This is a genomic window from uncultured Tissierella sp. (assembly GCF_902479755.1).
GTDB classification, from domain to species: domain Bacteria; phylum Bacillota; class Clostridia; order Tissierellales; family Tissierellaceae; genus Tissierella; species Tissierella carlieri.
Genome location: NZ_CABSQO010000036.1, coordinates 18,755 through 39,788 on the forward strand (window position 1 = coordinate 18,755; position 21,034 = coordinate 39,788).

The window sequence follows — 21,034 nt, forward strand, 5'->3', positions numbered from 1 at the left end:
ATCAAGTTCTAGCTTTTTTCATATTCGTTCGTTAAATCTTCCAAACAGATACCCTATTTCTTCCATATCTCTTTGATAAATAAAGAGCTGTATCTGCATAGTTGAAAAATTCTTTTATATTTATTTCATCCTTTGGGATTGTACTTGTAACACCAATACTTACAGTTTGAACCTTTCCTATTGGCGAGTATGGATGTTCTAACTTTGCATCATTTATGGCTTTCAAAATAGTATTGCCAACTTCTTCTCCTTGAATGATATTTAGATCAGGAAATAAAATTACAAATTCATCCCCACCATATCTAAATACGTAACCTCCATATTTAGATGACTCTTTTTCCAGAATCTCTCCTATATTTTTTAACATAACGTCCCCTGCTGAATGACCATAATTATCATTAAATTCTTTGAAATAATCTAAATCTATAAGCATTATTGATATATTTTGTTTTTCTTCTTTTGCCTGTTCCCATAGTTCTATAAATAATTCATTGAATTTTCTTCTATTAAATACATGGGTGAGTTCATCTATTCCCGAAAGATGTCTCTCCTTTTTAAGATCATTATGTACCTTTCTCATATATCTATATAAAGCAAAGGCAATCAGCCCAATCATTAAATTTATTACTATATAAACTGTTATTAGGGGAACATATCTTTCTCTTATTTTTCCCAGCTCATATACATCTGTATCAACACCTAGTAACCCGATATAATTGCCTTCAACAGTATAAAATGGTACATAAGCATATACTCGCTCTGCACCTTTATATTTATCGACTTTATATGAAGGGATTTTTGTCTTTTCTACCTCTTTAAATAACTCATCGGCTATATCATATCTAATTTCATCATCATAATAATTTTTATCCTCTGCGTCTTCTCTTCTAGTTTTAACACTATCTACTGCATCCAATAGATAAATAACATCATTATTATACTTTTTTTCACTACCCTCTAGTCTTGATATTATATAGATATACTTATAATTTGAAACATCCATTACTGTCCTAGCCATTTCTTCAAAGTCTTTGTTTATCTCACTTTCCAGTAACTCTTTAAATGTAAGTGATTTTAAAAATAAGTAATCTTCATTGCTTATCTTTAAACTATTGGCAATATATGTGGCTAAGATTATGGCATTGCTGCCTACTTCATCCTTCACGTAGAAATTTATTTCATAATTAGAATAGATAATCACACTTAGGAATACAACGAACCATAAGGCTATAAGAATTTTAAAATAGAATTTAATATTATCATACTTTTTTAAACTCAATTCTTCTGCCAACCCACTCACTACCTTTAAATATATTAGATAATAATATCTATTTTGAATTATATCATAATTTAGGTATTTAGTCCTATTTTTATCTAATGATAATATGGAAATATCAATATCATTCTTTTGAATCTTATGTTTTATAGCACATAAGAAATTTCTCGTTTGATTCTTATTCTTTAAGAGAACTTAACCTAATTAAATTTTAAGCAGATTGCCGAAATCTTTGATTTCATGCAAGTCGCTTATGCAGTGGGTAAAAGTTCTATCTCCTAATTCTTCCTTGGTAATTTTCTATAATTTTTCTTACTATAATTTCACTTTTATGCTATAATTAGCTACGTTAATATTTGATCAATGTGAGGCGTATTATATAAAAATGAAAAGAAAAAAAGCAATGAAGGAAGCAACTCTTTATATTATTTATTTTGGAATCGCTGCTAAAGTTTTATCCTTTATAAAAGGAATTCTTACTGCATCCAAAATAGGAGTAAGCTATAAAATGGACTCCTATCTATTGGCTTTCAGTACCATTATGCTTCTTACAAGTTTAATAAGTGATGGAATAATTATTGCAGTTATCCCTTTATTACAGGAGATACAAGAAAGGCATGGAATAGAAAGAAAAATAAGTTATACCAATAATTTAATAAATATTACTGCTGTATTTTCCTTTATTCTAATCTTGATAGGATTTATCGAAGCACCTGCAATAATTAAAATCTTTGGTCCTGGATTTAAAGGAAAAGAATTGGACAAGACCATCCTATTATTCAGAATAGGGCTGCCAATTATCTCACTCTCTTGGATTAATGCAATATTTTCTGGTTTTTTGCAATCAGTCCACTCTTTTAAGGGAGGGCCTAAAGGAAAGGTTGCAAGTGGAATTCTGTACATAATCTATTTATTATTCTTTGCAAAGACCTTTGCCCTTAAAGGTCTTATGGTAACAGGTATTATATCTGCTATTGGTCAAATATACATATTTAGAAAAGGACTTAAGAGAAATGAATTTAAATATAGTTGGAATTTTGACTTAAAGGACAAATATATAAAAAAACTAAGGGGTTATCTAATACCAATAGTTGCAGGTGTCGGAATCAATGAGTTAAATGTTTCTATCGATAATGCTGTAGCCTCAACCCTTAGCACAGGTAGTATTGCAGAATTAAGCTATGCAAATGAAATCATAGATTTATTTTTGGGAGTATTTATTGCAGCAATAGTTACAGTCATATTTCCAGTGCTATCTGAAGATTATAATAAACATGATGAAGACCATTTGAAAAATGAAATAAAGCATGGAATGAATATGGTACTAATTATAGCCATACCTGTATCTATTATATTGATAACTATGGCGGAGCCCATAGTTAAGATAATATTCCAAAGAGGTGCATTTGATGCTAAAGCATCCTTGCTGACATCAAAAGTACTGGCACATTATGCATTTGGTTTAGTCGCCATGGCACTTATTCCATTAATTACAAGGGCTTATTATTCAATTCAAGATATGAAAACTCCTGTAGTCATTAGTCTAGCTGCCTTAGGAATAAATACAATTTTAGACTTATCACTGGCACCATTCATGGGAAACAGTGGAATTGCATTAGGCACTAGTATTTCTATTATATTAGCTTTAATATATGGAATATTTGATTTGAATAGAAAGCTGGACATTGTAAAAGATGATGGTTTGAAGGATACCGTACTTAAGATTGGTGTAGCAACTGTGATTATGACTGAAAGTATGTTCCTAGCCCACGGTACAATTTCAACTCTGTTAAATGATTTACTTATAAATAATATACTAGACATTTCTTTCTCAACAATAACTGGAGTAGGTGTATATGCCGAAGTATGTAAGGTGTTACGTGTAAAGATATAGAAAAATAGAGATGATTTTCAAAAATCTCCTCTATTCTTCTAATTTATTTAATTTTACAATTAATAATTTCGTTATTAAATTTATCCAATTTCAGGCACCAATGACCTATAAAATTTACATCCTTTCTTTCTTCTTTTATCTTTTTAACTATATCAAAATAATTACAGCCTTCTACCTTTATCTTTTCACTCTCTAACAGTCCTATGACCTCCAGGGATGTTGACGTCTTCCCACAGAGATGAATTACACTTTTTCCCAGCTGTTCTTCAACTCTTTTCAGTATATTATATGTAGAGTTCCCTGATACTTCCTTATATATTTTAGGTCCAACTATATCTATGGTGCCTGTAGGGTCTGCAAAGGAAATCACATCTACATTCTGTTTAACTCCCTCTAGAATAAGTTTTACTAAACTATTCTCAACTATTTCTAACAATCTATTGATTTTTTCTCTATCTTTTCTTATAGTCCTGTAAAACAATTGACTGTCCATAATAGATGTAGCAATACTAAATGGGCCTGTTATATCCAGTATTACATTCTCTTCATTTTCCTTTAAAATACTTATCGCCTTTAGAACTTCAGCAATTCTTCCATTATTTAAATCTATTTCTAATATGTCCTCAACTAAATTTATATCATCGACTTTATACTCTCCAATCCTATTTCCTACTTTTTGATCAAAAATCACTGTGGAACCAAATGCCTCAGCTTCTACAGTATGGCAGAAAGGTAATTTGCAATATTTCTTATTCTTATACTTTTTCAAAGCCTTTGCCAATATAACCATCTCAGAAGCGTTTTTATTTGATTCTTCATATGATATATTTAATTCTTCCAAAATATTATCAGGTATTATTTCAATTTCCTTTCCTACACATTTAAAAATATTTGCAGCTATCATTCCATCACCTTTTCTAAAAGTTTAGTTGAGACACAAAAATGTCTTGAAAGTTCTCTTTAAGAGACAATTCCAATACTTCTATATTCTTCCTAATATTATATATCTCTTCAAAGCATTCTTTATTGATTAGTGCTAACCTAGCTCCTTCCAATGAGGTATTACCTAAAAAACTTATCTCTCCTCTGAATCCCTTAGGAATAAGTCCTATCTTCTTTATATTATAGGGATCAACATGATATCCAAATGCACCAGCAATATATACCTTTGCTATTTCTTCTATCTTTAGCCCTATTTCCTCCAGCATTAAAATTACACCAGCAGCTATGGCTCCCTTTGCTAATTGAATCTGTCGTATATCCTTTTGAGAAATATATATATCCTCCGTTATATAAAATTTTTTATCTACTAATCTATTTTCAAGTTTGAAATCTAAATTTTTATTCCATCTTCCAGATTTCAGAAGGATATTTCTTTTTACCATTGCTCCGGCTATATCTATTAATCCACTTCCACAGATTCCTATAGGTTTTTCATCTCCTATTGTGGTATAGCTAATATTAAACTCTTCATCTATATCAAAGGTTTCAATTGCTCCCCTTTGTGCACGACAGCCACATTCAATATTCATACCCTCTAAAGCAGGACCTGCCGCAGTAGATGTAGATATTATCTTTCCATTCTTTATAACTGCCATTTCACCATTGGTACCAATATCTATAAATACAGCTTCCTCATTATTCTTAAAATCTGAAGCCATAATACCCGATACTATATCTCCTCCTACATAGGATGAAGCAGATGGAATTAAGCTGAGTATAGCCTCATCATTAACTTCAATAGATATATCCCTTGCTTTAAGAGCTTTTGGACTTAAAAATACTGATCTATAAGGGGCTTTAGCCAATGAACTGGGATTAATGCCCAACAAAAGATGCAGCATAGTAGTATTAGCAGCAATGATAATATGATAAATATCATCTATATTATAGGGAGTCCCTGTTAGGTTTTTTATTGAATTATTTATTTCATCTACTATTAATTCCTGAAGCTTAACAGCCCCTGTTGGATTTTCCATACAATATGTAATTCTTGTTAGGACATCTCCCCCATATTGAGTTTGAGGATTTAGGGATGATAGCTTTTCTATTATTTCTCCACTGGATAAATCCATTAAATAGTAAGAAATACCTGTAGTGCCAATGTCTATTGCTATTCCTAGAATATTCTTTTTATGGCTACTGATATCTAACAATTTATCCTCAAATACTACACCCCATATTTCTTTAGGATTGGTTTCCTCTATTATACTAATTTTCTTATATAATTCTACTGAATTAAAATCATATCCTAGATACTCAGCATATGGAACAGAGCTATCTTTATTAATCTCTGGAAGTTTTTTAATTTTGATGGGGCTATCTATTGGAACATCGATACTAAACCCCTTATTTATAGTCTTTAGCACCCTTTCCTTTTCAATAAGCTCTACTTCTACTTCTCCAAGTATTATTGCCATGCAGGACAGCCTTTCAGATTTCTTTGCATCAATAATTTTTTGCTCTCTACCACTAGGCTCAGATAGCTGTCCTCTTGCTATTACCTTACATTTACCACAAAACCCCATACCATTGCATGGGGTTTCAATCTTTAATTTTGCTTCTCTAATGGCATCTAATAAAATTGTACCTTTCTCTACTTGAATATTTATATTTTCATTAATGAATTTAACTATAGGCATTATATACTTCCTTTCACGTAGTCTGTCATAACTCTAAGATTTTCTAGTGGAGTAGACATACCTAAACCGCATGCCGGAGATACAATATCTACTCCCGAATCCATTGCATTCTTTGTAATAGAAATAATCTTATCCTTAGGACCATTTTGCAACAGAAGTGTACTCACATTACCCATCAGTCTTGTATTTAGCTTAGATTTAGCAAATCTCATATTTACTATGGAATCGAAGCTAAGTGCTTGTACCTCTAAAGAGTTTAAGCTATCAATTATAGTTTTTGCATCTCCGCATATATGAATTATCACGGGTGTATTTATTTCTCTCATTGATTTTAAAAACTCAGTATACATAGGCATTGCAAATTTATCAAAATTTTTCTTGCCTAATATTTCACCTGTTGCTGTAGGATCTGAAATTGCAATGATATCAGCACCTGCCCTTACCATTTCTTTAGCATACTCTATAAGATAGTTATTTATATATTCAATAAAAGTGTGGGCTTCATCAGGTTCTTTTCTTATCATTTTAAACAACTTAATAGGATCCACAATTGAAGTAGCCGTACTTATAGGACCAGTGATATTCCCAATTACTGGAATCTCGTCATTCTTCAATCTTCCAATTGCTTTGATTACAGTTCCACTTCTTAAATTATTGGATATCTTTGGATCAGAGGATTTCATGATATCTTCCAATTTAGATTGATTATATTCCAGTATCCTTGGCTCATTAATCTTATCTCCTTCACTAATAATTACACCAAAGGGCTCTGATTCGCACGTCATGCAAAATGGTACTCCATAATTCTCAAATCCTATAACTTCTCTCACCTTAATGGCAGCAGCTACCATGGCATCTAAATCCGTATTATGATTAGCATTTATTTCTCCTAAAAGTTCTGTAACCGCGGCATTCATCATCCCCCCTGGACATATAACAGGAGGTCTGTCTGTTTCTTCGCCCTTTAAGGCTCTTAACAATCTTTCTTTTTCATTCATATTTTATTCTCCTAATCTTCACTAAATAATAGTTCTTCATCAATAGGATAGCTGCCATATATTCTGGCCGCATCCATTAATGCATCTATATTTTCCATTGGAGTATTCATAGGGATTTGACATCCAGAACTAAGTATATATCCCTTTTTAGTTCCATAAGTTTTTCTAATACATTCTTTAGCTGCTCTAAGTACATCTTCCCTTGTACCCTTTTGCATTATATCAACTGGTGGAACATTTCCTGATATTGTAATTCTATTTCCCATTATCTCCTTAGCATCTTGAAGGTCTTCTACGTTGTCTATACTAAAGCTTGATATTCCAGTATCCATTACAGATTCCCAAATCCCCTTGCTTTTACCACAAATATGAATTGAAATACTACGTCCTGTTAAAGATTTCATCTTATCTACATTTTTCTTAATATAAGGTGCGGAAAATTCATTGAATTGTTTAACACTTATTAAACTTGTAGATGAAACAGGATCTGACAATCCCATCCCAAGTCCTAATTCTGCAGCTTTCTCTATAAATCTATTATTAGATTCTGTTACAATCTCCATTAATGTATGTACCTTGTCAGGATACTTTAGCATCCATTTCAATAGATTTTCAGTACCAACTACTGAGGCAGCAGTACTAAAAGGTCCAGCTAATCCTGTTCCAACATTTACTTCATGTCCGATCTTATCCTTTATAATCTTTACAGCCTTGAGGACTAATGGCAGCTTTCCGTCTTTTTCAGGATCAGAAGGCTTTAAATTTTCTATTTCATCAACATGCCTCACAGCAGGAGTATCCATAAGTGAAATATTATTATCGGGATAGTACATCTTAGAACCCATAGCTTCAGCAACTCCTCTTAAGGTAGCCGAAACGCTTACACCATCATGTCTCAATCTTTTAAACAATGCTATTTCCAGTTCTGCCATCCTCTCCGCTGAATGATAGTACTCTTTTAAGGTGATTCCTATAAAGGGAGCCATAGTTACTCCCATATGAGGATTGCATGGAATTCGGTCTATTTCAAGTCCCTTCGCAAAAGCGGTCATCCTTTCCTTTGGAGTCATTTGATCCTTATTCAACTTTATCCCTCCAATCTAATTAGCTGTCGCCATTGATTTTATTCTCTTAACAGCTTCACCTGCATCTGCAGTATAAGCATCTGCACCGATTTCATCTGCAAATCTTTGAGAAATAGGTCCACCACCGATCATAACCTTATACTTATCTCTTATATTTCTTTCCTTTAGCATATCTATTACAGTCTTCATTCCCATCATAGTAGTTGTCATCAAAGTTGACATACATATAAAATTTGCTCCTACCTCTTCTGCTACTATGATAAAATTCCTTAATGGAACATCTCTGCCTAAGTCATATACCTCAATACCTGCCGATTCCGTCATTATCTTGACTAAATTCTTTCCTATATCATGGGTATCCCCTTCCACAACTCCTATAACTACCTTAATAGGATTACTGGTGGCTTCTGTTTTTATATGAGGCTTTAGTATATCTAATCCTATATTTAATGTATCTGAACAGGTAAGTACCTCTGGTAAGAAATATTCCTGTTCCTCATAGAGTTGTCCAACTTTATCCATTCCTACTACTAAGCCTTTGGTAATGGTTTCGTCAGCTGGTATGGAAAGTTCCAATGATTTATTGCAAAGTTCCTCTACTAATTCATCCTCCATCTCTACTACTGCCTCACTTATTTCTTGAAATAATTCCTCTTTATTCACTAGATAAACCTCCTTTTATGCTAAGTCTTCTAATTTATATTGTATATTAATTGACAATAGTATTCTAATAGGTATTATTTATCAATGTTATGATTGCTATAGAATAAAATAATATGTTTTGAAATTAGCAAACCTGCCCATAGTTTTATTTATGTACTTTATTTTTTCTACATATAATCTTTTATCCTATCTAGTTGATAAATAAGAATTTACAAAGAACCAGCGAAATTTCTTCTCTGGTTCTTTGGTTAACCATTATTAATTTAAGTAATAATCATCAAAAATATGTCTTATTTACTATCTACCTTGCCGATCTAGTTATTAAATAATTTATATGCGCCACCATAAAATTCGTTAAATTTTTCTTTAAACTCATCTGCTTGTGTAACTTCAATTAAGGCCTTTACCCACTCTGAATCAACATTTTCTGGTTGTACAACTAGGCCTGTTGGAAATTGAGTAGAACTTTCATCTTCATAAAGATATACTTTCGGATCAAATCCAGCCATCTTCATTGTACTGGAGAAAGTTATTATTGCATCTACATCTTCAATACTTCTAACTGTTGCAGTCGTTTCCGTTTCGATCAATTTCATATTTTTAGGATTATCCTCAATATCTAATAGTGAATAAAAATTTCCTGTTTTCTCACCTAAAGTAATAAGGCCTGCATCTCTAAGTACCCTCAAACTTCTATCCATATTAGTAGGGTCACCTGCTATTGCGATTTGAGCATTTTGTGGCAATTCATCTATACTATTATATTTAGATGAATATACTGCAAAATAAGAATAGTAAACATAAGGCTCTACCATAGTAAGATTAGTATTATTTTCTTGGTTAAAAGTATTTATCCAAGGTAAGTGATTGAGAATCAGACTATCGATATTACCTTCCTTAAGAGCTACAGCCGGAAGATGATTACCATCAAATACAGTTACCTCTAGGTCGTAGCCCTTTGGCTCAAGCAATTCCTTCATTATTTGAACCGCTGGTTCATTCAGGGGCATACATCCAACTGTAAATTTTTTCTTTTCTTCTATCTTAGTTTTATTATCTAGTTCATCACCTGAATTAACTATAACATCCTGCTTTTTATCATCTTTTCCACAAGCCGTCAATATTGTAGATAAGATTATCAAACTCATCATAAAAATTAGTGTTCTTTTTCTCTTTTTCATTATCCTCGCCTCCATTTAATGTTTTTACTTCTACTTATAGTTGTCTAGGCCTTTTATACCTATGTATGCTCCATCATCATAATTTTTGTTATATTCAATATTTAAAGTACCCTCTAAATTATTTTCTTTAAGCTTTTTCTCAATTATTTTCTTTTGAGGATTTCGTTCCAAAGGATTTACAGTCTGCTTTATTCCATCTAGTATAGTTGCAAATTTATTAAATGGAATTCCTATAGCCAGCTCATCTCTTTTCCACTGTGCTAAAAGTCTTGTACCAGAACACATCATTGATATATTGATCTCGTTGGTTTCAAATGGAAAGGAAGTACATTCCTGACATAATGCCTGCATTCCTGCCATTTTTATCCCTTTAGCTTGTCCATTATGATAGGCATTCCCCTGTATAATTCTCATGGCATTATATGGATCGGTTATTATTATAACTACGTCTGGGTTTTCTTCATATTGTTCTAATGGCATTATTCCAACTCCATAAATCTCATGATGGCAATATACCATATCCCTTGATAAACTTCTGCTAATACATAAATCTTTATATGACCCATTTTCTGAACGTCTTTTCCCTGATATAGTTCCATTATTCGGTTTTAATAAACCTAATGCCATAGCTGCACCAAGACATGCGAAGTTTTTCAAGCAAACCTTATAGGATTTACCCTGTGATGCATTTCTTACTATGGTACAATACGCCATCATATTATCTATTGTGTTGGCTTTAAATTCATCATATTCTTCTTTTTCAAATATAAATTTTATACCTACTGCTTTTCTCTCTAATTCCAATAAAGATTCTAGCAAAATTGAACTAGTATTAATATCTGACATATTTAATTTTCACCTCCTGAATCTATAAGAATTTTTTATATAACCAGGATCCAATTGCCTGAGTAATTATTACCATTACAAATAGTATAAATACGGAGGTATAAAGTATAGAATTATTAAAGCTTTGATATCCATAGTTCAAAGCTACAGCACCTAATCCTCCTCCGCCTACTGCTCCTGCTATAGTTGTACTTGCAATATAAGTAATCGTAGACATGGTGGCAATGGATATTATAGATGGTACAGACTCTTTAACAATAATCTTAAATATAATCTGTATATCTGTTGCACCAAAGGATCTAGCTGCCTCTATAAGCTGCCTGTCCACTTCTTTAAAGCTATTTTCCAGCATTCTTGCAATAAATGCAGTTGCAGCAATAGATAAAGGCAATATAGCCGCCTTTTCACCTACAGTAGTACCTACAATCATTCTAGTTAAAGGAGATATGGCAACAATAAGTATCAATATTGGAAATGACCTTATGGTATTAACAAGGAAATCAAGTATCTTATATATCTTCTTTTTAGGATTTAAACCGTCTGGCCCATAGATTGTAAGCAATATTGCAAGACCAAATCCCAAGGCAAATCCAATAGTTACTGTGGCTATAACCATCCTCAATGTGGCAAAAATAGATGGTCCAATTATCTTTTTAAAATATTTCATCCATAATGTCCAAAACTCACCATTCAACATATTTCCTCCTCTCCTAAGAATTCCTCATCTAATTCAAAATACTTCCAAATAACATTTTTTTCATCAAGGTACTTCTTTACATTATTAAATCCACCATTGGGTATATTTATTATTATTGAACCTAATGGACTATTTTTATAACTTTCCATTTCTCCGCCTAATATTATGCAGTCTATATTAAGCTTCCTTGCCATCTTTGTAATAATAGGCTGAGAAGCATTATCTTGAGAATAAAATATCTCAATATTTATTCCTGTTTCAGGTAAAGCTATTTCCTTCTGTCCTACAAGGTTCTTTAAGGCTGGAGGCTGATTTAGGAACACTTTCTCTACTGGTCCGACTGCCTCAATCCTTCCATCTTCAATAATTGCTATTTCTTCGCATATACTTCTCAAAACATGCATTTCATGAGTAACAATCACCATTGTTATTCCTAAATCCTTATTGATCTTATTTAACAATGAGATTATAGATTTAGTACTTTTAGGATCTAATGCGGATGTAGCTTCATCACATAAAAGTATCTTAGGTTCCATGGCTAATGCCCTTGCTATTGCAACCCTTTGCTTTTGTCCTCCTGATAATTCTCTAGGTTTTGAGTTGGTTTTATCAGGTATATCTATTACCTCCAACAATTCCCGTACTCTTTTGTCTATAAAGGATTTATCATAATTCCAGCATCTCAAAGGCAAAGCTATATTCTCATAAACCGTCAGTCTTTCCAGCAATGAGAAATGTTGAAAGATCATACCTATATCCTTTCGAAAACTTCTTAGTTCCTTTTCTGAAAGATTTTTTACATCAACATCACCTACATATAAGCTCCCTTCATTATATTTCTCCAAGCCATTTATGCATCTAAGCAAGGTTGATTTTCCGGTTCCGCTTCTTCCCACTAATCCAAATATTTTGCCTTTTTCAATCTGTAAATCTATACCTTTTAATACTTCTAAATTACCATAGAATTTCCTAAGGTTTTTAATTTCTATCATATTTTCACTGACTTCCTTTCCTTCCCATAATCCGCTTTTTTCCCTTAGTCGATAAAGTTGTCATTAGTTAACTTTTTAACATCTTTTATCAGTGTATATTAATTTTAAAAACTAATCTAATTGTTTTTCCAAATACTAACAGTGCAATCTATAGCTACAATTTATGGTAAAATCATCGCTAAAAATTCTTTTATATTTACTAAAATTAATATTATTACTTTACTTATGTGTAAATTTATTAGAAAGTGTAGCATAGCTAATATTAATGGAGTTTTATTTAATAAATCCCTATCTTTTATCTAGTTAATTCATTTGCCCAAATACTATTTTCAATTAATGACTTTAATTGCAGCTCAGAGGATTTGCCAAATGAAAGCCTATCTATCATGGCATTTGCTGCGGGATGATAGTATTTTCCTATTTCTTCCGCTTCTTTACCTGCGTTTTTAGCTTTTTCTATTATAGTTAAATCTTTTAATCGCATTTCATGTGGTATAGGATTTAATAACAATGTTCTCCCCTTTAAAGGTTGTCCATTATATTTGCCTGTAATTTTTATGGGCTTACCAGTTAACATAAAGCCATCTATAGTATCTGTATCTTTTCCCCATATGCTGACATTATGTTCTAATAGCCATTTAATAGTCCCCTCTATATCTATAACATCCTTTGGTGAAGTGGCTATCAATGTTACATCCATAGTTGCTATGGCAGGTAAATCTGCACATAGTTCTTCTCCTACAATATCCCCAATTCCACCCATTCCGGCAGTTACAGCAATATGAATTCCTTTTTCCTTTGCTGCCATCATAGTCCCAGATGCAGTTAAAGCACCACTTATACCATTATTACAGGATTCTATAAAGATATCCTTATCTATACGTATCAATTCCTCAGCCCTATTTCTAAAGCCAATAAATTCTTTTATATTTCCTATTACTACTTCTCCCTTATCAACCCAAGCTATACATTTATGTTCCCAAGGCCATAATTCAACAAGGGTTTCATTATCAATGGATTTTAATCCGTGGGTCAATAAAGCAGTTTCTACAAGAAATTTAGTTTCTATATTCATTAAATCTTCACTTCCTTAAACTAATATTATTGATTTGAATCCGTTATTAACTGCAATTGATTTTAATTTCTCCATTTCCTCATCATCAGGAGGCTCATGGTTAGAAAAGTGCTGACGTACCCCGAAGGGTCTATATCTTGTTATCCTATATCTAATATCTTGATTTTCTAAATATGGCTGCAAAAGCTTTGTTATACTGTCTATGGTTTCATAATTATTAATGCCTTTAATTACCACCGTTCTAATTTCATATAGCTTACCTAAACCAGCTAAATACTTAGCATTTTTAATAACTACATCATTATATTGTTTTGTAATATAAAAATGTTCATCCCTATCCATCGCTTTTATATCCAGAATAAATTTATCAGCTGTTTCTACTAACTCTTTTTCCTCTGATAAATCCCCGCCTCCGTTTGTATCTACAAAATTAGTTAGATCTATTTTATGAGTTTCTTTAAATAGCTCTACTAAAAACTTAGCTTGGAGAGTACATTCACCACCACTGGTTGTAATTCCTTTGATAAATGGCCTATTATGCTCTATTCTCTTGATAATATCTTCTACAGTCATATTATATATTTTAGGTGATGCATCATACTTACATGTTTTTATACAAGTATCACAATCTACACATTTGGAACTATTCCATATCACTTTATTATCAATTGTATCTAGTGCATTCTCTGGACATTTCACTATACATTCTAAACAATTTATACAATGATTTATGGTTTCTGGATTATGGCAGTAAAAACAGTTAAAATTACATCCTTGAAAAAATATTGCAGTCCTATTCCCAGGTCCATCTACTACACTCATATCTATGATTTTATTGATTTTAGCCTTATTCATCTGTAGTCCTTACCATTCTGTCCAATATATTATGGTCTAAAATCTGTTCTTTTCCATATCTGATATTGCCATAATTTACATGCAGACCATTTTTAAGTCTTTCAAGATCAGATTTCTTAACCAAATATCCACTTACTCTGACTAAATCTCCATCCTGTTTATAGGCTGAAAGGTACCTTGCACCAACTTCAAAACCACCTTTAAATATATCTAAAATAGCTTCTGGATTACTAATTGCAGTACTGTCAAATGGAAAATGGTCACTGACTCCTGAAGGAAAATATTTATGAAATAGTCCTGAATGTCTTAGATGAGCGTATATCGGAAGCTCTTGTCCATTTGCTATTCTAACTCCTGCAGTAGTTTCTGCTGTCGATTCTATTTGAGCATGAAGTAAAAAACGGTTGTTCATTGATTTTCCATATTTACTCTTAAAATTCTTCACTCTATTATCTATTAATTCCATTATTTCTAATCCCAATTCATTTGCTTCATCATCTTTTCCATATACAAATGACTTTCCTTGAATTTTCATCAAATGTGTAACACATTCATGCATACCAACTATACCAAACATACCAACAAATCTATCGAGTTCAATAAAACCTTCTGTTACTAAAAAATTGGTTTTAAAAAAAGTACTTTCTTCCACTAGAAATCTTATTTTACTTTCCATAAAATTACATAATGTATCTATGGCATGAGGTAAGTTCTTCTCAAAAAATTCTTCTATGGATTCTGAATTAAAAGCTACTTTATTTAATTTAATCTTTGACAAGGTGAAAGCTCCTCCATTAGATGGAAGTCCGTTAAAACAACTTGCTATACCGTAATCATCTCCGAAATCCTCCTTAAACATTCTGTCGTTGGCAAGGGCAGGGTTAGCACATATAAGAGAGGATTCTATACATTTAACAGCAAAATTATCGGGAGTTTTCTCTTTATCATATAATAATGTCATATTAGGAATGGCATTTTGCAATTCCTTTTCTAAGTCGATAATTATATTACCTGCCAATGTTTCTTCCGGACCTATATTGGCATGACAGAAACTATCATTTATTGTTCTGTCTAAATGAATTAAAAACCATTTAATCTGTTCTCTTGCCATTTCTTCATTCTCAATATATGGATTTAACAATTTATCAATTCTTCCAACAAAGACCGGATAATTACTAAAGGACGGTACATGATGATAAAATATTAGCAGTGAATTTATTGCTTCTGTTAAAGTCTCAGCTGGCTTTAACCTTAGAAAATCACAACCTTCCTCTAAAAGTTTTTCATAATTTGGCAGTATATATCGAGGAGTAAATGTGGCATGTCCTTCACCAAGGTCTGATATTATGTCCTTCTCAAGCAACTCAAAGTATTCTTCATCAACTCCTTCTGGATATGGAAGTTGATTTTCTGCTATTTTTGCTAGTCTTGATACTATCTGATCATAGGTTAAGCTGGGATTTTTTATCTCCTTTAGAACATCTGCTTTTGTTTCATCTATATTTCTATATATCAATATCTACACCTCCATCTATTGATTATCTATTACAGGTCTCTTGCTAAAATTCTTTAAATTGCTAATAATCAATACTAAGATAACTACTATAAAAGGCATCATCTGCAATAACTGAGTAGGTACTCCAAATGATGTCAGGGTAAGGGTTATTGCATTTGTATAAGCAAATAACATACCTATAAGGGCAGCTTTTAAAGGATTTCCCTTCCCCACAAGTATAGCCGCAAAGGCTAAAAATCCACGACCTGCCGTCATATTTTCAGAAAACATACTTAATCCTGATAAAGGCATATATGCACCGCCTAATCCTGACATTACACCCATAATAATCAATGCTATCCATCTGTATTTTAATATATTTACTCCTGAGGTCTGAGCTCCTACCTCGTTAATTCCAATACCTCTAAGTCTTAGACCAAAGGGAGTCTTATACATGATTATAACGCCTATTAATATAGAGATATAAGCTATATATACAAGTATAATTTGATTGTTTAAGACCTTATTAATATATGGAATTGATCTTAAAACAGGTATATCTATAGGTTCAAAATTCACAATTTGAGGACTATGAAAGAAACCCCTTACTTTAAATATCTTAGTTAATAACAAGGTAGTCATTGCCCATGACCCAAAATTAAGCGCTATACTTACAATCATTGGATTTGCATTAAAATGAAGGACAAATATACCAAAAACTGCAGCAAGGATTACTCCTGCAAGAATAGCTAGTAAAGCACCTATATAGGGATTTCCCGATAAATAGCTCCCCCATGCAGCAAAGAATGCTGCTGAAAGCATAAAACATTCAAAAGCAATACAAAATGTTCCTGTTTGTTTACTGAAGGAACCACCTATGCTTGTCAATATAATTGGAGTGCTCAATCTAAAGGTAGCTGACCATGTTACAGTTCCAAATAAGATCTCCATTATAGTCAACATATTGAAGAGCCTCCTTTATAATTAATTTTCTTTGACTTTATCTTCTCTTTCCATTTGTTAAATAAATTATCATAATCAATAGAAACAAATAATACAAATAACATTTGAATTATAATGACTACAAGTCTGTTTAATGTAGTCATTCGCTCCATATGCAATGCCCCTTGTTTAAGAGCCCCCCATATAAGAGAAACTATTATTACTGCAATTGGATTGTTATTTGCTACACGTGTTATCATAATCCCATCCCAACCTAAATTATTGCTGAAATTAGGCATAAATCTATAATATGAACCAGTTACCTCTATACCTCCGCCCATTCCAGATATTAATCCAGATATTAGAAAAATAAGTATAAATGATTTATTGATATTTACTCCACCCATTCTGGCAAAATTCATATTCTGTCCTATTTGAGTAAATTCGTATCCTTCTAATGTATATTTATAGATAAATGCTATGATGAATATAATTCCCAAGGCTATAAAAATCCCAGTATTGGCAGTAGTACCTTTGATAATTGTAGACAGTCTGGCAGTCTTAAGTATCTGAGGAGTTGTTATAGATGCAGAACCGTTAGCAGATTGCTGACCTCCCATTATGACCCACATGGTTATATATTCAGTTAAATACTTTGCTATGAAATTGAGTATTAGAGTTGTTACAAGTTCATTGATTTTAAAATACATCCGCAGCAATGCTGGTATTAATGCATATAACATTCCTACTATGGATGCAGCTAATAAACACGCCATTACATGTACTCCATGAGGTAATTCCAAAGAATATCCAATTATTGCCGCTGATAATGCTCCCATATATAGCTGTCCTTCGATACCTAAGTTGGAAACTCCTGATTTAAATGCAACTGTAGCCGCTCCTCCTACCATTAAACTGGATATAACCCATCGAATTGTATTCCCTATATTTATCTTGCTTCCAAAGGCACCTTCAATAATATATCCTACGGCTTCCAAAGGACCTTCTCCTTGGACAGCAATTAGAATACATCCAAATAAAAGTGTTAATATAATAGATATGCTGTATCTTAATACAGTTCCCTTAATTTCACGACTCATCTTAAGCTTCATAGACTTCACCACCTAGCATCATAAGACCTATCTGCTCTTCTGTTAAGGCTCTGCTGTCTTTATGTTCAATTATGGAGCCATTATACATCACCAATATCCTATCAGAAAGCTGCATTACTTCATTGAGTTCATGGCTAATTAATAATATCCCCACTCCTTCTTTTGCCATCTCAATTATTCTCTTCCATATAAATTCAACTGAGCCAACATCAATTCCTCTAGTGGGGTCTTCAATAATCAGCAGCTTTTGCTCCTGCAAAAATTCACGTCCTACTAAAAGTTTCTGTACATTACCTCCAGAAAGAGTTTTTACTTTATCCTCTATCCCTTGTATCTTTACTGCATAATTATCAATTATTTTATTTGTAAATACACTTATATCTTTATAATCAAGCAAATGCTTAGTATTAAACCCCTTTGCTCTATGATAGCCCATTATTGCATTTTCCCATATAGTTCCTTCTTTATTAGTACCTACAGACGACCTATCTTGGGCAATATAACCCATTCCCATCTTACGTCTTTTAGCTATTGTCTCATCTATTACATTTTCTCCGGAAAATAGTATTTCTCCATCTTTATTACAACTTGATAAACCCACTAATGTTTCTACTAACTCTGCTTGCCCTGAACCGGCTATTCCAGATATACCTACTATCTCTCCCCCATGTACATTAAAACTCACATTTTTAACTCTTGTTACTCCTGAAGAATCTTTAACTGATAAATTTCTAACCTCTAGTACTGTATCTCCGATTTTAGGTTCCGGTTTATCAACTTGAAATATGACTTCTCTGCCAACCATAAGTTTGGCTAATTCCAATTCGTTTGTATTCTTAGCTGATAAGGTTCCTGTTACTCGACCATTTTTTAAGACTGTAATATCATCAGCAATTTCCAGTACCTCTTTCAATTTATGGGTTATGAGTATTATTGTTTTCCCTTGAGCAATTAAAAATCTTATGGCATCAAATAGGCCTTCTACTCCCTGTGGGGTTAATACAGATGTCGGTTCATCTAATATTATAATATCAGCATTTCTATATAAAACCTTTATAATCTCTACCTGCTGTAAAGAAGCAACAGGTAATTCATCGACCTTCTCATCAATAGAGATATTGAATTTATACTTCTTACATATCTCTTCCACTCTTCTTCTAGATTTCTTATAATCTATAAAGATTCCTTTTTTCTGTTCAAATCCCATTATTATATTATTCAGAACTGTCATCTCAGGAAAAACCATAAATTCTTGATATACCATTCCTATTCCATGTCGAACTGCATCTAAAGGATTCTTAAAATTTACCAACTCCCCATGAACATATATCTGTCCGCTGTCGGGACTTTGAATATTGGTTAATATATTCATCAAAGTACTTTTCCCAGCACCATTTTCTCCAATTAATGCATGTACTGTACCTTGTCTGACTTTAAACGTAATATTGTCATTAGCCTGCAAATCTTTAAATTTTTTATTAATATTATGCATTTCCAATACAAATTTATCTTTATTCATATCCCTATCTCCTTGATATGCAAATATAGGAACGATTAAACGTTCCTATATTTAAAAAATATTATTAATAATTTAGTCTATATTGTTCAAATCCCTCATAAACGTCTATCTTACCGCTCTTAATATCATCAATTAATTGTTTAACTTTTGCTAATAATTCCTCTGGAATATTTTTTTCATCTCTTTCATCATAAACAGAACCACCTGAACTTAGATCGAAATCCACTGATGTTTCAAACTCTTTTCCTGCCGCATGATCTTCAGCTAATGATATAACTGCAATATCCATTGATTTAACTGCTGACCAGAATACAGCCGGGTCTATATCCCCTTGCCAGTCGTCAACACCAATAACTTTGATTCCTGCTTCTGCACAGGCAGATATTACTCCAGGTCCTCCTAAATATGCACTTTGATATATAATATCCACATCATTGTTTTGAATCATTGTTTTAGCTGTTTCTTGTCCTTTAACCGGATCAAATGGATCCCCTGTAAATGCAGAAATTACGGATTTACCATTGTTAGCATAGTTAACACCTGCTGTATATCCATCACGGAATCTTTGAACCTTTAGGATATCCTTATGTCCAATCCAACCAACTATGTCTTTTTCAGTCATATTTGCAGCTACATAGCCTGCTACAAAGGATGATTCAAATGGGTCAACAGATACACTTGTTGCATTTTTCTTATCATGTTCCATATAAGTATCTAACATAAATATATGAAGATCGGGATAAGATTCTGCTAATTCATCGGAAAGCTCCAATGCTACGTTGCTCAACTCATCAAACATAGTAAACATAGCTGTATATCCTTGAGCTGCCATTGCCCTAATTTGTTCGGGATATTCAGATGCTTCTGATACTTCAATTGCCTTAACTTCCCAGCCTTTTTTCTCTAATTCTTGAAATCCGCTCCAGATTAAATCTGTAAAATCATTTCCCAATGGTGTTGTTGTTATTAAACATGCTTTTTTAGCAATTCCATCTTTACTTTCTTCACCATTTTCTTCTCCTGTAACTTCTGGTTTTCCTTGATCTACATTTGCCGGATCTGCATCTTTCTTTGTGCATGCTGTCATTGTCACTACTAGCATAATAGCCATAACTAAACTAAGTAATCTTTTCATTTGTATCTCCCTTTCTTTTAATTTTATAGTTCATCTTTGAACAGGTTTTTCGAATAAAATATAATCAAATTATAATTATCTGATTTAATTATTAATTACACTCTATCTACATCTCCTTTATACAAAGATTTTCTTATTTTTTATAAAAATAACCCTCAACATTTTGTCGAGGTTATATTTTTAACAATTTAAATTATAGAAGCTTTTATCAAAATACTTGGGAAATTACTATTTGGAGCAAATCGATTTTCCCCCACATCCCCAATTCTCACTTGGATGTTCTTCAATGATTACAGTAGTCTTAGTATAATAATCTTCATTACCTATGGCTTCTGCTAAAGCACGGCTAACTTTCTCTATTGCATCTTGTTTCATATTGCTATCCTTCAAAACTCCCTCTTTCATCTTCAATATAATTAATGGCATAATATCTGCTCCTTTCCTATACCTATTAATATAATATTTCTGCTCTTAAATATGGTCCGTTAGTAAACTTCATGAATTCGACATATATCGACATCTATTTAACATTTTTTATCATAGCATATTAATTCTAGATAGTACAATTAAATATATCTATCCTGATATTTTATCTATATATTTTATCTATATATTTTATCTATATAT

The 21,034-nt window shown here is 32.3% G+C and carries 19 protein-coding genes; 1 reads left to right on the forward strand and 18 read right to left on the reverse strand.

Translation table 11 applies throughout. The features are described from left to right. Positions 1-31: 31 nt before the first annotated feature. Positions 32-1,291 (reverse strand): diguanylate cyclase, encoded by a 1,260-nt coding sequence (locus tag RDK80_RS15995; RefSeq protein WP_256311760.1) that lies wholly within the window; start codon positions 1,289-1,291, stop codon positions 32-34. A gap of 370 nt (positions 1,292-1,661) precedes the next feature. Here RDK80_RS15995 and murJ point away from each other — a divergent pair, with 370 nt between their 5' ends. Next, positions 1,662-3,170 (forward strand): murein biosynthesis integral membrane protein MurJ, encoded by a 1,509-nt coding sequence (gene murJ / locus RDK80_RS16000; RefSeq protein WP_308524860.1) that lies wholly within the window; start codon positions 1,662-1,664, stop codon positions 3,168-3,170. Between the two features lie 43 nt (positions 3,171-3,213). On the opposite strand, the gene RDK80_RS16005 is transcribed toward murJ, so the two are convergent. The 17 genes from RDK80_RS16005 to RDK80_RS16085 all read right to left on the reverse strand — a co-directional run bounded on the left by RDK80_RS16005 (position 3,214) and on the right by RDK80_RS16085 (position 20,833). Next, the gene (locus tag RDK80_RS16005) at positions 3,214-4,074 is read right to left on the reverse strand and encodes a uroporphyrinogen decarboxylase family protein (RefSeq protein ID WP_308524861.1); all 861 of its coding nucleotides are present in this window, start codon (positions 4,072-4,074) and stop codon (positions 3,214-3,216) included. 13 nt (positions 4,075-4,087) lie between these two features. Next, a complete protein-coding gene (locus RDK80_RS16010) occupies positions 4,088-5,812 on the reverse strand; it encodes an ASKHA domain-containing protein (protein WP_308524862.1) in 1,725 nt (574 codons plus the stop codon). Beyond that, positions 5,812-6,810, reverse strand: a complete 999-nt coding sequence (locus tag RDK80_RS16015; protein WP_308524863.1) for a uroporphyrinogen decarboxylase family protein — start codon at positions 6,808-6,810, stop codon at positions 5,812-5,814. Before RDK80_RS16015 ends, RDK80_RS16010 begins: the two co-directional genes overlap by 1 nt. Positions 6,811-6,821: 11 nt before the next feature. Further along, a complete protein-coding gene (locus tag RDK80_RS16020) occupies positions 6,822-7,895 on the reverse strand; it encodes a uroporphyrinogen decarboxylase family protein (protein WP_308524864.1) in 1,074 nt (357 codons plus the stop codon). Between the two features lie 15 nt (positions 7,896-7,910). Next, positions 7,911-8,558 carry a cobalamin-dependent protein gene (locus tag RDK80_RS16025; protein WP_256311754.1) on the reverse strand — a complete coding sequence of 216 codons (648 nt, stop codon included), beginning with the start codon at positions 8,556-8,558 and terminating at the stop codon, positions 7,911-7,913. A 314-nt stretch (positions 8,559-8,872) separates the two neighbouring features. Next, positions 8,873-9,739 carry a MetQ/NlpA family ABC transporter substrate-binding protein gene (locus tag RDK80_RS16030; RefSeq protein ID WP_308524865.1) on the reverse strand — a complete coding sequence of 289 codons (867 nt, stop codon included), beginning with the start codon at positions 9,737-9,739 and terminating at the stop codon, positions 8,873-8,875. 30 nt (positions 9,740-9,769) lie between these two features. Next, positions 9,770-10,585 carry a DUF169 domain-containing protein gene (locus RDK80_RS16035; RefSeq protein WP_256311752.1) on the reverse strand — a complete coding sequence of 272 codons (816 nt, stop codon included), beginning with the start codon at positions 10,583-10,585 and terminating at the stop codon, positions 9,770-9,772. A 22-nt stretch (positions 10,586-10,607) separates the two neighbouring features. Further along, positions 10,608-11,282 (reverse strand): methionine ABC transporter permease, encoded by a 675-nt coding sequence (locus tag RDK80_RS16040; RefSeq protein WP_308524866.1) that lies wholly within the window; start codon positions 11,280-11,282, stop codon positions 10,608-10,610. Then, positions 11,276-12,274, reverse strand: a complete 999-nt coding sequence (locus tag RDK80_RS16045; RefSeq protein WP_308524867.1) for a methionine ABC transporter ATP-binding protein — start codon at positions 12,272-12,274, stop codon at positions 11,276-11,278. The genes RDK80_RS16040 and RDK80_RS16045 overlap by 7 nt, the downstream gene beginning before the upstream one ends. A gap of 295 nt (positions 12,275-12,569) precedes the next feature. Then, positions 12,570-13,349, reverse strand: a complete 780-nt coding sequence (locus tag RDK80_RS16050; RefSeq protein ID WP_308524868.1) for a pseudouridine-5'-phosphate glycosidase — start codon at positions 13,347-13,349, stop codon at positions 12,570-12,572. Positions 13,350-13,364: 15 nt separating this feature from the next. Then, positions 13,365-14,204 carry a YjjW family glycine radical enzyme activase gene (locus tag RDK80_RS16055; protein ID WP_308524869.1) on the reverse strand — a complete coding sequence of 280 codons (840 nt, stop codon included), beginning with the start codon at positions 14,202-14,204 and terminating at the stop codon, positions 13,365-13,367. Further along, on the reverse strand, positions 14,197-15,720 hold the full coding sequence (locus RDK80_RS16060) for a YjjI family glycine radical enzyme (protein WP_308524870.1): 1,524 nt from the start codon (positions 15,718-15,720) through the stop codon (positions 14,197-14,199). Before RDK80_RS16060 ends, RDK80_RS16055 begins: the two co-directional genes overlap by 8 nt. 15 nt (positions 15,721-15,735) lie before the next feature. Next, positions 15,736-16,662, reverse strand: a complete 927-nt coding sequence (locus RDK80_RS16065) for an ABC transporter permease (RefSeq protein WP_256311746.1) — start codon at positions 16,660-16,662, stop codon at positions 15,736-15,738. After that, the gene (locus tag RDK80_RS16070) at positions 16,656-17,753 is read right to left on the reverse strand and encodes an ABC transporter permease (RefSeq protein ID WP_256311745.1); all 1,098 of its coding nucleotides are present in this window, start codon (positions 17,751-17,753) and stop codon (positions 16,656-16,658) included. Before RDK80_RS16070 ends, RDK80_RS16065 begins: the two co-directional genes overlap by 7 nt. After that, the gene (locus RDK80_RS16075; protein WP_308524871.1) at positions 17,743-19,272 is read right to left on the reverse strand and encodes an ABC transporter ATP-binding protein; all 1,530 of its coding nucleotides are present in this window, start codon (positions 19,270-19,272) and stop codon (positions 17,743-17,745) included. The genes RDK80_RS16070 and RDK80_RS16075 overlap by 11 nt, the downstream gene beginning before the upstream one ends. Before the next feature lie 64 nt (positions 19,273-19,336). Beyond that, the gene (locus tag RDK80_RS16080; protein ID WP_308524872.1) at positions 19,337-20,407 is read right to left on the reverse strand and encodes a BMP family ABC transporter substrate-binding protein; all 1,071 of its coding nucleotides are present in this window, start codon (positions 20,405-20,407) and stop codon (positions 19,337-19,339) included. A 228-nt stretch (positions 20,408-20,635) separates the two neighbouring features. Beyond that, the gene (locus RDK80_RS16085) at positions 20,636-20,833 is read right to left on the reverse strand and encodes a tautomerase family protein (protein WP_256311742.1); all 198 of its coding nucleotides are present in this window, start codon (positions 20,831-20,833) and stop codon (positions 20,636-20,638) included. Between the last annotated feature and the right edge of the window lie 201 nt (positions 20,834-21,034).

Coding starts and splice junctions, on each gene's coding strand:
- RDK80_RS16010 (WP_308524862.1), bottom strand. CDS start 5,812: ATGCCTATAGTTAAATTCATTAATGAAAATATAAATATTCAAGTAGAG.
- RDK80_RS16050 (WP_308524868.1), bottom strand. CDS start 13,349: ATGAATATAGAAACTAAATTTCTTGTAGAAACTGCTTTATTGACCCAC.
- RDK80_RS16015 (WP_308524863.1), bottom strand. CDS start 6,810: ATGAATGAAAAAGAAAGATTGTTAAGAGCCTTAAAGGGCGAAGAAACA.
- RDK80_RS16030 (WP_308524865.1), bottom strand. CDS start 9,739: ATGAAAAAGAGAAAAAGAACACTAATTTTTATGATGAGTTTGATAATC.
- RDK80_RS16065 (WP_256311746.1), bottom strand. CDS start 16,662: ATGTTGACTATAATGGAGATCTTATTTGGAACTGTAACATGGTCAGCT.
- RDK80_RS16075 (WP_308524871.1), bottom strand. CDS start 19,272: ATGAATAAAGATAAATTTGTATTGGAAATGCATAATATTAATAAAAAA.
- RDK80_RS16035 (WP_256311752.1), bottom strand. CDS start 10,585: ATGTCAGATATTAATACTAGTTCAATTTTGCTAGAATCTTTATTGGAA.
- murJ (WP_308524860.1), top strand. CDS start 1,662: ATGAAAAGAAAAAAAGCAATGAAGGAAGCAACTCTTTATATTATTTAT.
- RDK80_RS16055 (WP_308524869.1), bottom strand. CDS start 14,204: ATGAATAAGGCTAAAATCAATAAAATCATAGATATGAGTGTAGTAGAT.
- RDK80_RS16070 (WP_256311745.1), bottom strand. CDS start 17,753: ATGAAGCTTAAGATGAGTCGTGAAATTAAGGGAACTGTATTAAGATAC.
- RDK80_RS16045 (WP_308524867.1), bottom strand. CDS start 12,274: ATGATAGAAATTAAAAACCTTAGGAAATTCTATGGTAATTTAGAAGTA.
- RDK80_RS16080 (WP_308524872.1), bottom strand. CDS start 20,407: ATGAAAAGATTACTTAGTTTAGTTATGGCTATTATGCTAGTAGTGACA.
- RDK80_RS16040 (WP_308524866.1), bottom strand. CDS start 11,282: ATGTTGAATGGTGAGTTTTGGACATTATGGATGAAATATTTTAAAAAG.
- RDK80_RS16005 (WP_308524861.1), bottom strand. CDS start 4,074: ATGATAGCTGCAAATATTTTTAAATGTGTAGGAAAGGAAATTGAAATA.
- RDK80_RS16085 (WP_256311742.1), bottom strand. CDS start 20,833: ATGCCATTAATTATATTGAAGATGAAAGAGGGAGTTTTGAAGGATAGC.